Here is a 12,763-nt window from a genome sequence, read left to right on the forward strand (position 1 = left end):
GAAAATTCTTTATTCAAGGTATCAGTCTATCAACGTCTCTAGGAAACATTGTGACCTCTTTAATGTTCTTTTTACCTGTCAATGTTAACATTAATCGTGATAATCCTAATCCAAACCCAGCATGTGGTGGTGCACCACTGCTTAAGTATTTTATGAATATTTCAAAGTCTGCTGGATTGAGACCTCTTTTTAAGAGGTTTTGCATGAATAAATCTTTATCTGTGATTCTTTCAGATCCTGATGCTATCTCTAACCATTCGTAAATTAGGTCGAACGCTTTACATACTTCAGGTTTTCTGGGGTCTGGTTTAGTATAAAATGGTCTTAATTGTGAAGGCCAATCAATTATGAAATAAAATTGTGAGGCAAATTCTTCACCGAGAGCTTTCATCTGAGGGGTTCCGAAATCCTCACCCCAAATCATCTCGATTCCTTTGCTTTTTACTATTTCTACTGCCTCATCATATGTGATGCGTTTGAATGATGAGTTAATTGAGGGTAGTTTATGGTTTAGTATTTCTAACTCTTTTTTGTTATTCTCTTTAACTTTCTCTATGACATATTTTACTAGGTTTTCAAGCGTTTCAACAATCTCATGCATATCCACAAAAGCTTCCTCTACATCAACGGAAACAAATTCAGTTAAATGGTAAGTTGTTCTAGATTTTTCAGCTCTGTAAAACAGGCCTATCTCGAATACTCTTTCAAAAGCACCAGCCAGCATTTCTTTATATAATTGAGGACTCTGCGCCAAGAAAACTTTTTTATTAAAATAGTCAACAGTAAAAAGGTCTGCTCCTCCCTCTGAAGCATAGGCTATTATACGTGGACTTATCATCTCTATATACCCATTTCTCCACAAATATTCTCGCATTGCCATAAGTGCTGTAGTTTGAATTTTAAAAATAGCTTGATTATCTGCCAATCGTAGACTGAGATATCTCGCATCAAGCTTTGTGTCTAGATCAGCTGGTGTTTTTCCAGCGACATCAAGAGGGAGGGGATGAATTGCTCTTGAAAGAATTTTTATATTATTTGGCATAATCTCGTAACCCAGTTTTGCAATCTCCGATTTAACTACAGTTCCCTGAACTTTTATCACATCCTCATGATGAAGTCTTAATGCCATTTCAGTCAATTCCTGTTTACTTTGTTTAGGAATCGTGATCTGAGCAAAACCACTGCGATCTCTTAGTATAATAAAAATAAATTTAGCAGTATCTCGTACTTCATGAACCCAACCGTATAAAGTCACGTTTGAACCAACCTTTTCTGGTATTTCGGATATTAACGTTCTCTCTCTTCTCACATTAATCCTCTCCACTTATATTAGAGTAAATCTTATAGACTCATGAATCATATCCTTAAAAACTCTTCTCAGATCTTCTAAATCAATGGTGACTTTTCTCAGTTCTCTCTTATGTATCATTACATCGTATTCAACACTTCCATCAGGAAGCCACATGATACTAACGCCATATACTTGTGCAGGATCAAGAATTTGAGAAATCATCTTCTTTATATTCTTAGACTGCTCGACGACCTTTACATCAACACCCATTTTATTAGTTAACTGTTTTGAAAGAGTTGATAAAAATAAGCTGTTGAGTAGTTGAGGATGATGAACTAAAACAATAATAACATCTCCCCCATCTATATTTTTTACTCTATAACTTTTGAGAAAGATAAGATCCTTAAGTTCGGGATATTGATGTTCAATTAGAAAAAGGTGTTTAGTAAGATTAATATCGTCATCATTAACCAAACCACTTCTGTATCTTTCCTCATCTACCTGACATAACACACCACTCATTGCGCACACTTTACATACCGGGCCCTTCAGTCCCTGCCACCTCCTTTTTCACATGTATACTGATCCAGCTTCTTGGTACAGTCTTGCCACTTGACAATGTTACATAAGTTGTACCAATATTAATACCTTCTACTACCAATGTTGACATGAATTTGTTGCGCGCAATTAGGACAACATCAACTGCTTTTGAAATATTAAACCCAGTACCTCTCACAGTAACATCACTTATTCCCTCATGAAGATATGATAATATCTCTTTTACATATTCCATTGTATCAAGCTCTCCGATCTCAATTACTTTTTCCTTGGACATCGTTTTATCGCCTCACATGCTACTACTAAAAATATCAACACTATATTAAAAAAGATATCGAAACTCAATCTAAAAATTAATATCACAATAGAGAAGCAAAAACTTAAACTTTTTGTGATAAAGAACATTGACACTCTCCGCGACTGAAGTCAGGAGATTCTTGCTTCTAAAGTTTTCATTGATCTGTCATTCATTGCCTTTCTAGGTATCTTGGTCTTGTGCTTGATATTTTATGTTTGTTCACTTCAACAATACTTTAATTCTGTACTCCTCCGTCTTTTAATACATGACGAACGAATTAGGGATAACAGGTAGAAATGCTTAAATCTTCTAAAATATTCATTCTTTTAGGCGCCCCGTTGGTGCAGCCCGGTAGCATTGGCGGCTGTCACCCGCCAGGCCCGAGTTCAAAGTAGATGCGAACAAATCTCGGACGGGGCGCCACACATTCTCATATCGTATAAAGTCTTCTGGAAGATAGTTTAAATATTGCCAGTGAGAATATATTAATGAGAACAGATGCCATACACTTATGGTAACGTAAAGATTAGTTGGCTTGGTCACGATGCATTTAGGTTAAAAAACAGTAAAGTAATCTATTTTGATCCTTATGAGATTTCGGGTAGAGATAAAGCTGATATAATTCTTATAACCCATGAGCATTTTGATCACATGAGTATTGGCGATATTAAGAAAATTGCTGATCAGCATACTGTAATCGTGGCGCCCTCAATTTGTGGTAACGACTTAAAAGGATTAAAAGTAAAAGAGATAAAGCTAGTTAAACCTGGTGATAAAATAAATGTTGAGAACATAGAGATCAATGCAATACCTGCATATAATGTAAATAAGTTTAGGAGCCCTGGGAGAGTATTCCATCCTAAAGAAGATGGGAGAGTTGGCTATATTGTAATGTTTGATGGAGTGAAGATCTATCATGCAGGAGATACTGATTTAATACCTGAAATGAAAGATCTACAACCTGATATTGCATTAATTCCTGTAAGTGGAACTTATGTAATGACTGCTGATGAGGCCGCCGAAGCCGTAAAAACCATTAAACCAAAAGTTGCTATACCAATGCACTATGGGTCGATCGTAGGTAGTATCTCAGACGCTAACAGATTTAAAGGATTAGTAAAAAATGTAGAAGTAATAATACTTCAAAAAGAGCATTAACCAAAATAACTTACTTTTTTATTTTTAAGGCTAGGTTTCATCTCTCATAGTTTTTATAGTATAAATACTGAAGGAGTCAAAAACAAAAAATTATATATCACTATATAGATTTCATTCATCATATTTATTTGATTAATTTTTTGTTGATAATCGGTGAGAAATATTGCAAAATAGAAAAGCAAAAATTGCAGTTACGAAAATAATTTATATAGGTATAATCATAATTCTAATAGTAGTGGTCACAGGTATTATATATGCAAGATATATGACACCTAATACGTCTAGTACTACAACTAGTGCTGTAGTAGCAACAATAAGAGCGGGAGGTTCTACGTTTGTAAATCCTCAGATGCAGAAGTGGATACAAGATTTCTCTCGCGATTATCCTTCGATAAGTGTTACTTATGATTCTGTTGGTAGTGGTACAGGCGCGTCACGTTTTCTGCAAGGAGTATATGATATAGGTGCAAGCGATGTTCCACTTCCTAATGATTTATGGAATCAAGCAGTACAAAGATATGGAGCAATTATAACTATCCCAGACGTTGTTGGCTCAATAGGTATGGTATACAATCTACCAAGCTTCACTGGTATATTAAATATGACCGCAGAAGTCATAGCAAAAATATATACTGGAAAGATTCAATACTGGGATGATTCATCAATAGCTAGTATAAATCCTGGATTCCATTTCCCACATGAAAAAATAATAGCCGTTCATAGAAGTGATGGCAGCGGAACGACGTTCGTTTTCACGCTTTATCTGCAAAAAGCTGCTAGCGATGTATGGAACGTTGGAGCTGGCTATACTGTTAATTGGCCTGTTGATAGTTTAGGAAATGGTTTGGGAGGAAAGGGAAACGAAGGGGTAACAGCTTATGTTGTGCAAAATAAGTATTCTATTGGCTATGTAGAGTATCAGTATGCAATACTTAATAATCTTCAGACAGCATGGTTAAAGAATCACGATGGATATTTTGTGCCACTTACAAAGGATACTGTAATAGCTGCGCTGAATAATGTAGATCTCTCTAAACTACCAAAACCTACTGAAGATTGGTCAAGCGGTTCTAGCTTATTATTGGACATTCCCGGAAAAAATGCCTATCCGATAGTATCATTTAGTTATTTAATTATTAAGAAAGATTATCAAGATCAAAATAAAGCCATGGCGTTGTATCTCTTCCTTAAGTATATTCTATCACATCAACAAAGTGTTCTGAATGGTTATCTACCATTACCTGACAATATAATTAATTATGTAATAAATAATGGATTAAATGAGATTACAGTTAATGGTAAACCGGTTTATACAATGTTACAGACAAAATCATAACAGTGATAGAAATGAACTTTTTTAGAATAAACTCAAATAAAATTAATTTTTCATACTTGTATTCTCTACCTATTTTTCTGATTTTTCTTTTGGTTGGTAGTGTAATAATTTCTTTAGTTTTCGCAGCTTCTGATGTATTTTTCAAGAAGGGTATTGCTGTATACACTTCTAGTGTGTGGGACCCAACTCGTGACATTTACGGTGGTTTAGCGGCTATTTATGGTAGTATTGTTGTTGTCTCAATAGCAACTGTTATTAGTTTACCTCTTTCATTATCATTAGCAATATTTTTAAATGAATACGCCCCCAAGCAAATGAGACCTCTTTTCATAAATGTTACGGATTTGATGGCGTCATTCCCTACAGTGATATATGGATTTTGGGGGCTTTATGAACTATCAATTCTATTAAAAGATACGTTCTTTAGATGGTTGTATGAGAATTTTTCGTGGATACCTTTATTCTCAACACCACCTTATGGGCCGAGCTTTCTTTTAGCAGGCATATTACTTAGTATAATGGTAACACCATTTGCTTCATCTCTAATAAGAGAGGTTTATGCTCAGGTTCCTGAGAACATAAAAGAGGGTGTTTATGCTCTAGGTTTAGGTAAATGGGAGGTAATAAAAATTAATATCAAGTATGCTAAAAGTTCCATAGTTGGGTCTCTTGTATTAGCCTTTGGACGTGGAATAGGCGAGACTGTTGCTGTTTCTCTCACGGTCGGCAATGTGTTAAATATCACACCAAGCATCCTTGCTCCAGGATACACCATACCAGCACTAATAGTCAATCAATTTGGATCAGCATATTATCCATCACTTCAAGCCTCAGCGCTTTTTGCTTTAGCTCTTTTACTTTTTATCATAGGAATGTTTATGATCACAATCACAAAGTTCATTATATTAAGAGGTGATTAAATGAGATTCAGAGACATACTAATAATGTTTCTTACAGGTATTGGGACAGTCATAGTGCTTATTCCATTCTTTTGGATTCTTTTTGATGTAGTAAAAAATGGGTTGCCGGTAGTAATTCAGCGTGGAATTGCTTTCTTAATAGAACCACCTCCTCTGCCTGGAGAAGGTATTGGTGGCATAGGCACGGTACTTGAAGGAACACTATTTATGGTAGGTATTGGAACGTTAATAGCTGGACCTATAGGTCTTTTTGCAGGAATATACATGGCTCTTAATCCTAGATCATTTTTAGCTAAATTCGGCAGAGCTTTAGTTGAAATTATGGTGGAATTCCCAACAATCATAATAGGTATTACAGTTTTCCTTGTAGTTGTTGTAGGATTAAATTTTGGAGCTTCAGCGATCGCAGGTAGTATAGCTCTTTCAATAATTATGATACCATATGTCACTATACAAGTTTCAGAGTCTCTTAAAATTCCTAAAGAAAAGTTTATGGAAGCTTCATATGCTCTTGGATTCACAACTAAGGACGTAATCAGAGTATTAATCAGTGCTGGAAAAAGCGGTATACTTACAGGTTTTCTTATAGGTCTTGCAAAAATTGCAGGTGAAACTGCACCGCTTCTCTTTACAACAACTACGTCATTCAATCTCTATTTAACATCACCAACTAGCCCGGTGTCAGCAATCCCAGTTTTAATATATGTTTATGCCTTTAGTCCGTATGAAAACTGGCATACAGTTGCGTGGGGCGCAGCATTTGTGCTCATGTTAATTATTTTGATCATTTTCATATTCAGTAAAATTATTGTAGCACGGAGATGAGGAAGATGGGCGAAGATGACCCGCCAATTGAAATTAATAACCCTATACTAAAAGTAGAGAACTGTAATGTTTGGTACAAAGAGATTCATGTACTAGAGAACATAAATATCAGCATACCTAGAAATACAATTTTTGCAATCATGGGCCCATCAGGTTCTGGTAAATCAACATTACTGAGAGTTTTTAACAGGTTAATCGAACTTAATCCTGATGCAAGAATCGAGGGCAGAATATTTCTCGATGGAAAAAACATTTACGAAATACCTGCAACAGAAGTTAGGAGAAGAATCGGTATGGTCTTTCAACAACCAAATCCATTTCCTCACATGAGCATTTATGACAATATAGCATTCGCAGTAAAAGCCAATAAGATAGCAAGAAAAAGAGAAGAAATCGATCAAATCGTCGAAGACGCTTTAAGAAAAGCCGTCTTATGGGATGAGGTAAAAGATAACTTAAAGATGAAGGCTGGCAAGCTATCAGGAGGACAGCAACAACGATTAGTAATTGCTAGGGCTTTAGCTCTAAAACCAGATGTATTACTTATGGACGAGCCAGTGTCAATGATAGATGTGGTCGGAGCCAGGAAAATCGAAGAACTTATGATCAACCTAAAAAATGATATAACTATAGTTCTAGTTACGCATAATTCGCAACAAGCTGCTAGAGTCTCAGACTACGTAGCATTCCTTTATCAAGGAAAAATCATAGAATGGGGACTGACCAGCAAAATATTCACAAACCCAAAAAACGAGCTTACAGAAAAATATGTACTGGGAAAAATTGGTTAAAAATATATGTACAATTTTTCTAACTTCATCATGACTTCAAGAATCCAACTTGCTTCATCCCTGGGCACTATCAAGAGCACTCTTAGAGTAAGCGACCTAGCTCCCGCTTGATTGTTAAACCACTCGTCCAAGAGCGTTATATCTAAATACTTAGCTTAAGCTAAATACTTAGCTTAAGTCTGTTAGTGAGCTTCTCCACGGCTGAAGCCGGGAGCTTCCAACGTTCGCCTGGAGCTTTACGCTTCCAGTCACATCTGCTGGTTTGCGGGGCTCACAGCTCCGCCATCCCATAGAGCCCATTACCCTATGGGCTGTGTTGACTCAACCGTCAACCGAACATCCTTCTGCACGGAACATCCAAGATCGATTACTTTGAGGGACTCATTAAATTTTGCACCATTCATCCCACGGTTAAAACGCGTGGGTTTTCTGGCTAACTTTATATACAAGGAGAAATATAATTCATCCCAGAATTAAGGTTCTAGGTTTTTTGCTGAATTTTTCTGTAACGCTAAATATATATGGTAACTTGGAAAAATACTTGATAGGTGTGTGGGGATGAGTTATATACCAGATGTGCCCTTTGTTCCTACACCAGAACCTGTGGTGAAACGTATGCTTGAAATCGCAGGAGTAAAACCTGGTGATCTTGTCTATGATCTCGGGGCAGGGGATGGACGTATAATAATAACTGCAGCAACACTCTTTAGTGCACACGCGGTTGGAATAGAAATACGTAAAGAATTTGTATCTAATATTGAGAGTAAGATCAAGAGTTTAGGTCTTGATGATAAAGTTACGATCATGCATGGTAATATCTTTGAGGCTGATATAAGCAAAGCCAGTGTTGTTACCATGTATCTTTTAACTAGTGTAAATGAACGCATTAGACCTAAGTTAGAAAAGGAATTGCGTCCAGGTGTAAGAGTGATATCGCATGATTTCGAAGTACCAGGATGGATGCCAAATTATTCAGAGGAGTTTAAAGAAGAGAACGGTAGAGTTCATAGGTTATATCTTTACATAATGCCACCTAAAAAATCTGAGATTCCGCGTCCCAAATTCTTTTAAATCGTTATGAATTTTCTAATAAATAATGCTCAATTTCTTTTATTGCATCTAAAAAACTTTGTTCATGATCTGATTTTTTTAAACGCTGTACGTATATTTTTGTTTCTGGGATTGCCAATAATTTACGGATGAGAATCCACTTCATTTTTCTGCCTTCTGAATTTAGTATCCCATCGTTTGCTAATTGATCTATTGAATATTTAATCTGCTTAATTAGATTTAATATTTCTTGCTTATTTTTTAAACATCTTTCATTTGCCATAGTGCTTAAGTATTCATATTTGTTTGGTGAAATAAATATTGTGGTGCGCGTGTCAAGGAATGCTCAAATAAATAGTAAATATTTGGATGAGCTATTAAAGATTTTAAAGGATAATAACGGTCGTGTTTCTATTGAGCATCTTCTGGACTGGATCAAAAATAAAGGTGGTAGTATGCTTGTGCTTTATGCATTATTATCTGAAGCAGAAAAATTGGGTAAGATAGTACAAATTGGTATATGGCCTAGTTCAGATCCACTATTTCAGCTTCCAAGAGAAGTTATTCTTAAACAACCCGTCCAAGAGCAAGTTCAAAAAGCAGAGAAAGTTCAACAGATAGACAGTATACTAGAAAAAGAGCTAGAGACTGCTATCAACTATCTTCGGAAGTATTTTAGTGTTGGTGAAATCAGGTTCCGATTAGAGTTAGGTAATAAAATACATAACATTGACAAAGTATTAAAAGAATTAGAATCAAGGGGTTTGATAGAATATAATAGAGATTTAGGTGTAATAAATGCGACCAGTAAACTTCTTTCTATGAAGAGTGCACAAGGATTGCATGAATTAATGTGAAATGGTGTTAATATATGGATATTCATATTAGATGTGCTGAGACCTCTGATCTGAAGAACTTAGGCATACTTTGGATGAGCATGATTAAAGAGCTGGACCTATCTTTATCAGATCCATCTACTGCATTAAAAATATGGCTAAACCATGTTGCGTTACTCATTGCGGAAGATCCATGTCAGGTATTGATAGCACATTATAAAGATCTTATAATAGGTTATGCCATAATTGAACTTAGCAATTTAGTTCCAATCTTAAGAGTTTTTGGTTATGCTGTGTTGACTGATCTCTATGTAAGAAAAGAGTGGCGTGGCAAGGGGATTGGGACGTTACTTTTGAAAAAAGCAGAGGACATAGCTCTCTCTAAAGGTTTTTTAGAAGTTCGCTTATCAGTATTAAAAGATGCTGATGCTATACGTTTTTATAAAAATAGTGGGTATGAAGACTATGGTATAATTATGCGTAAGAAGCTAAAAATAAACAATTATGATCTGTGAGATATTTTTAAAGCTTTTCTGTCGCACACAAATACACACTGCATACATGAGACACATTCAAAGTAGTCTATACGTCCTAAACCAGCACCTTCAATATCTATTTGAACGGGACATACTCTATTACATGCTCCACAATTATCACAGCGTTCAGGATACTTGTATATTCCAAATACAGAATACTTTGAAACAATACCATTAAGTAATCCTATAGGACAACCATAGCGACACCAAAAACGTTCCACTTTGGCCATTCCTATTAATACTATCACCATTATAATGAACCTCATTAGTAGAACACCATTTCCTACTAAATATTGCGCACCTTTTAATATATCACTAGGAAACCCTAGGAGAATGCTTAACGGTATCGTCGAAAAGATCAGTGTGTCAGGCGAGAATGCGTTATACGGTGTGAGAACGAATGCTTTTCCTAAGTATGTTTCATATGTACTTAATAACCCTCTTGAATTTATATATGCAAATATAAAGCTAAACATTAGTGTTAGAATTAGTATTATCCATCTAATTTTATGCAGTGATGCATGAGTTTTAGGATTTATTTTTCGCTGAGCGTTTGATACCACTGCTACTATATCTTGAGCGAAACCAAAAGGACACACCCAACCACAAAATATACGACCCAAGAATATGTTTGATAGTATCAGAGTTATTATAGGGATTATCGGAACCACTAGTAAAGCAATCATAATCTGTAGTAGCTCAAACACACCAGGAAACGTACTCCATGGTGCTGAAAGTCCAAGAACTGGTAATGGCACTGGATACGGTCCTAGGGCGAGATTTACGACAAATAAGAAGATCAGTTGGGCTGAAAAACGTATCACGCGTAATACTATGTAATTTCGTTGATTAATGCTAAAATTAATGAACCTTTTTGATATATTTTTTGACATTTTTAATCACCTATGGAAAGATGCCATTAAATCCTGCTGATATTATATTTTTCCAATATTCTAGGATCGAATTAAGTTGATCAAACTCTATTATCATTGTGAACAATGTCGCTGCTATACTTAGTAACATTAATGTTATTATCCTTGTTCTAGAGATCATGCCGATCTACCTACTTTAAAATCAATAAATATTTAAGCTTCTCTGCACTAAATAATATTACATGATGAAGCTTGAAAGGGGGGAGCTCAGCAATGACCGACCCATGCAGCTCTGACAAAATTTCATGTTTACTTGAGTTTTTCTCATAATCTCATCTGTTAAGATTTTATACAACATAGTAAATTATTAGAATGGTGTGGCATTCGATTTACTGGAAGAAGAAGCGAAAAAACTATTAAGGGCTCAACTAGGTGATTTAGGGGAGTTTGATTTAAAAGAGCCACCAAGATCTGAGTTTGGAGACTTAGCCTCAAGCATATGCTTTCGCATCTCCAAGAAAATGAATAAAAATCCTAAAGAACTTGCTGAAGAGATAGCAAAGAAAATTAGAGAAAGCTTGACAACTGAAAGTCTTATAGCGGATGTGAACGCAATTGATGGGTTTCTTAATTTTAAGATAAACTTTGAAAAATTTACACTAGCAACAATATTCAGAGTGCTAACAGAGGATAATAAATATGGAGCTCTTAATTTAGGTCATAATAAAAAGGTTCTCATAGAACATACGAATGTAAATCCTAACAAAGCAATGCACATAGGACATGCCAGAAATACATGCCTAGGAGATTCGCTTGCAAGACTACTTCGTTTTACTGGGCATAAAGTTTATGTGTTGAATTATATTGATGATACAGGAACACAAATTGCTGACGTTGTTGTGGGCTTTAGATATTTAGGATTTAATCCAGAGCCACCAGCAGGTATGCGTTTTGATAAATACTGTGGTGATGAGGTGTATGTTAAGGTAAATAAAAGCTATGAAGAAAATCCTGAACTAGAAAAATACAGAGCGGAGGTTCTAAGAATGATTGAAGTGGGTAACAATGAAATTGCCAACTTTACTAAAAATATTGCTGAACGCGTCTTAGCTGATCAATTGAAAACTTGCTGGAGATTAGGAGCACATTTCGATCTTCTGAATTGGGAGAGCGATATCGTCAAAACAGGATTATGGGAGGAAGTTTTTAACCTGCTAAAATCTAAGAATCTCGTAGTTTATGAAACAGAGGGTGAGTACAAAGGATGCTGGGTAATAAGACTTAGGCACATTCCTAGATTCGCAAAGGAAACAGACAAGATTGTTGTGAGATCTGATGGAACGCTCACATATATAGCAAAAGACTTGCCTTACGCTATGTGGAAAGTTGGATTATTAAGCAAAGACTTTTCTTATAAAGTTTATCTAGAAAAACAACCTAATGGTGAAGCATTGTGGTCAACAAGCCTTAAAAATTCAGAAACATCGCATCCAGATTTTAAAGGCTCAGATTTAGCAATTTCTGTAATAGATGTGAGGCAAAGCCGTCTTCAGGAAGTCATCAATATTATTTTAAACGCTCTCGGAGGACCAGAGTTAGCTAAAAAGTACTTGCATTACAGTTATGAAGTTGTAGCATTAAGCAGAGAAACCGCAATAATGATGGGCGCTAAAGACATAGAATCAAAGATAGTTCATATGTCAGGTAGACATGGAATTTACTTCAACGTAGACGATGTTCTGGACAGATTAAAAGAACGCGCGAAGGAAGAGAGCAAAAAACGTAACCCCAACGCTAGCGAATCATGGTTGAATGAAGTAGCTGAAGATATAGCCGTTTCTGCGTTAAGATATCAATTAATTAAAGCTGATAGGAATAGGTTAATCGTTTTTGATATAAACGAAGCACTCAAACTCGAAGGAGATACTGGGCCGTATTTGCAGTACACCTATGCCCGAGCGCGAAGTATTTTAAGAAAGGCCAATATGTATGATATCAAATTATTTGATCCTAAACTTCTCATCACAGAAGAAGAAAAAACACTGATTAAGATGATCAGTAAATTTCCCATAGTAGTAAGAGATGCAGCGATAAATTTAGAACCCCAAAATCTCGCTGTTTACATATACGAATTGTCTAATAGTTTTAACAAATTTTATGAAAAGTGTCCAGTCTTAAAGGAAAACGAACCATTGAGAAGTACGCGTCTTGCAGTTGTGGATAGTTTTACACGAGTGGCTCGTAACGTTTTTCACTTATTAGGTGTAAAACCGTTAGAAAGCATGTAATATA

At 35.7% G+C, this 12,763-nt stretch carries 15 protein-coding genes and 1 tRNA gene; 10 read left to right on the top strand and 6 right to left on the bottom strand.

The window, feature by feature from the left end:
• Positions 1-13: 13 nt before the first annotated feature.
• Genes aspS through QW128_00805 form a run of 3 tightly spaced genes read right to left on the bottom strand, consistent with a single transcriptional unit; the run spans position 14 to position 2,126 of the window.
• Positions 14-1,309 carry an aspartate--tRNA(Asn) ligase gene (aspS, locus tag QW128_00795; GenBank protein MEM3832126.1) on the bottom strand — a complete coding sequence of 432 codons (1,296 nt, stop codon included), beginning with the start codon at positions 1,307-1,309 and terminating at the stop codon, positions 14-16.
• A 15-nt stretch (positions 1,310-1,324) separates the two neighbouring features.
• A complete protein-coding gene (locus QW128_00800; protein ID MEM3832127.1) occupies positions 1,325-1,813 on the bottom strand; it encodes a hypothetical protein in 489 nt (162 codons plus the stop codon).
• Between the two features lie 10 nt (positions 1,814-1,823).
• Entirely contained in the window at positions 1,824-2,126 is a 303-nt protein-coding gene (locus QW128_00805) for a hypothetical protein (GenBank protein ID MEM3832128.1), read from the bottom strand.
• Positions 2,127-2,479: 353 nt separating this feature from the next.
• On the opposite strand from QW128_00805, the gene QW128_00810 reads away from it, so the two are divergent.
• The 7 genes from QW128_00810 to QW128_00840 all read left to right on the top strand — a co-directional run bounded on the left by QW128_00810 (position 2,480) and on the right by QW128_00840 (position 8,248).
• A tRNA-Asp gene (locus tag QW128_00810) sits at positions 2,480-2,570 on the top strand.
• A 75-nt stretch (positions 2,571-2,645) separates the two neighbouring features.
• Positions 2,646-3,305, top strand: a complete 660-nt coding sequence (locus QW128_00815; protein ID MEM3832129.1) for an MBL fold metallo-hydrolase — start codon at positions 2,646-2,648, stop codon at positions 3,303-3,305.
• A gap of 163 nt (positions 3,306-3,468) precedes the next feature.
• A complete protein-coding gene (gene pstS, locus QW128_00820; GenBank protein MEM3832130.1) occupies positions 3,469-4,641 on the top strand; it encodes a phosphate ABC transporter substrate-binding protein PstS in 1,173 nt (390 codons plus the stop codon).
• A gap of 11 nt (positions 4,642-4,652) precedes the next feature.
• Positions 4,653-5,561: a phosphate ABC transporter permease subunit PstC gene (gene pstC, locus QW128_00825; GenBank protein MEM3832131.1), complete on the top strand. Its 909-nt coding sequence runs from the start codon at positions 4,653-4,655 to the stop codon at positions 5,559-5,561.
• The gene (locus tag QW128_00830) at positions 5,562-6,386 is read left to right on the top strand and encodes an ABC transporter permease subunit (protein ID MEM3832132.1); all 825 of its coding nucleotides are present in this window, start codon (positions 5,562-5,564) and stop codon (positions 6,384-6,386) included.
• Between the two features lie 5 nt (positions 6,387-6,391).
• Positions 6,392-7,177, top strand: coding sequence for a phosphate ABC transporter ATP-binding protein (locus QW128_00835; protein ID MEM3832133.1), 786 nt, complete (start codon positions 6,392-6,394; stop codon positions 7,175-7,177).
• 558 nt (positions 7,178-7,735) lie between these two features.
• Positions 7,736-8,248: a methyltransferase domain-containing protein gene (locus QW128_00840; protein MEM3832134.1), complete on the top strand. Its 513-nt coding sequence runs from the start codon at positions 7,736-7,738 to the stop codon at positions 8,246-8,248.
• Positions 8,249-8,252: 4 nt separating this feature from the next.
• Here the strand turns inward: QW128_00840 and QW128_00845 are convergent, their stop codons facing one another.
• Positions 8,253-8,510: a hypothetical protein gene (locus QW128_00845; protein ID MEM3832135.1), complete on the bottom strand. Its 258-nt coding sequence runs from the start codon at positions 8,508-8,510 to the stop codon at positions 8,253-8,255.
• Between the two features lie 40 nt (positions 8,511-8,550).
• Between QW128_00845 and QW128_00850 the strand changes: the two genes are divergently transcribed.
• Entirely contained in the window at positions 8,551-9,084 is a 534-nt protein-coding gene (locus QW128_00850; GenBank protein ID MEM3832136.1) for a hypothetical protein, read from the top strand.
• Between the two features lie 14 nt (positions 9,085-9,098).
• On the top strand, positions 9,099-9,578 hold the full coding sequence (locus QW128_00855) for a GNAT family N-acetyltransferase (protein ID MEM3832137.1): 480 nt from the start codon (positions 9,099-9,101) through the stop codon (positions 9,576-9,578).
• On the opposite strand, the gene QW128_00860 is transcribed toward QW128_00855, so the two are convergent.
• Both QW128_00860 and QW128_00865 read right to left on the bottom strand, forming a co-directional pair.
• A complete protein-coding gene (locus tag QW128_00860) occupies positions 9,566-10,492 on the bottom strand; it encodes a 4Fe-4S binding protein (protein MEM3832138.1) in 927 nt (308 codons plus the stop codon). The two genes, QW128_00855 and QW128_00860, sit on opposite strands and share 13 nt — an antisense overlap.
• 10 nt (positions 10,493-10,502) lie before the next feature.
• Positions 10,503-10,652 (bottom strand): hypothetical protein, encoded by a 150-nt coding sequence (locus QW128_00865; GenBank protein ID MEM3832139.1) that lies wholly within the window; start codon positions 10,650-10,652, stop codon positions 10,503-10,505.
• 196 nt (positions 10,653-10,848) lie between these two features.
• On the opposite strand from QW128_00865, the gene QW128_00870 reads away from it, so the two are divergent.
• A complete protein-coding gene (locus QW128_00870) occupies positions 10,849-12,759 on the top strand; it encodes an arginine--tRNA ligase (GenBank protein MEM3832140.1) in 1,911 nt (636 codons plus the stop codon).
• The last annotated feature ends 4 nt before the right edge of the window (positions 12,760-12,763 follow it).

Source organism: Thermoprotei archaeon (assembly GCA_038881895.1).
Taxonomy (GTDB): domain Archaea; phylum Thermoproteota; class Thermoprotei; order Gearchaeales; family WAQG01; genus JAVZOV01.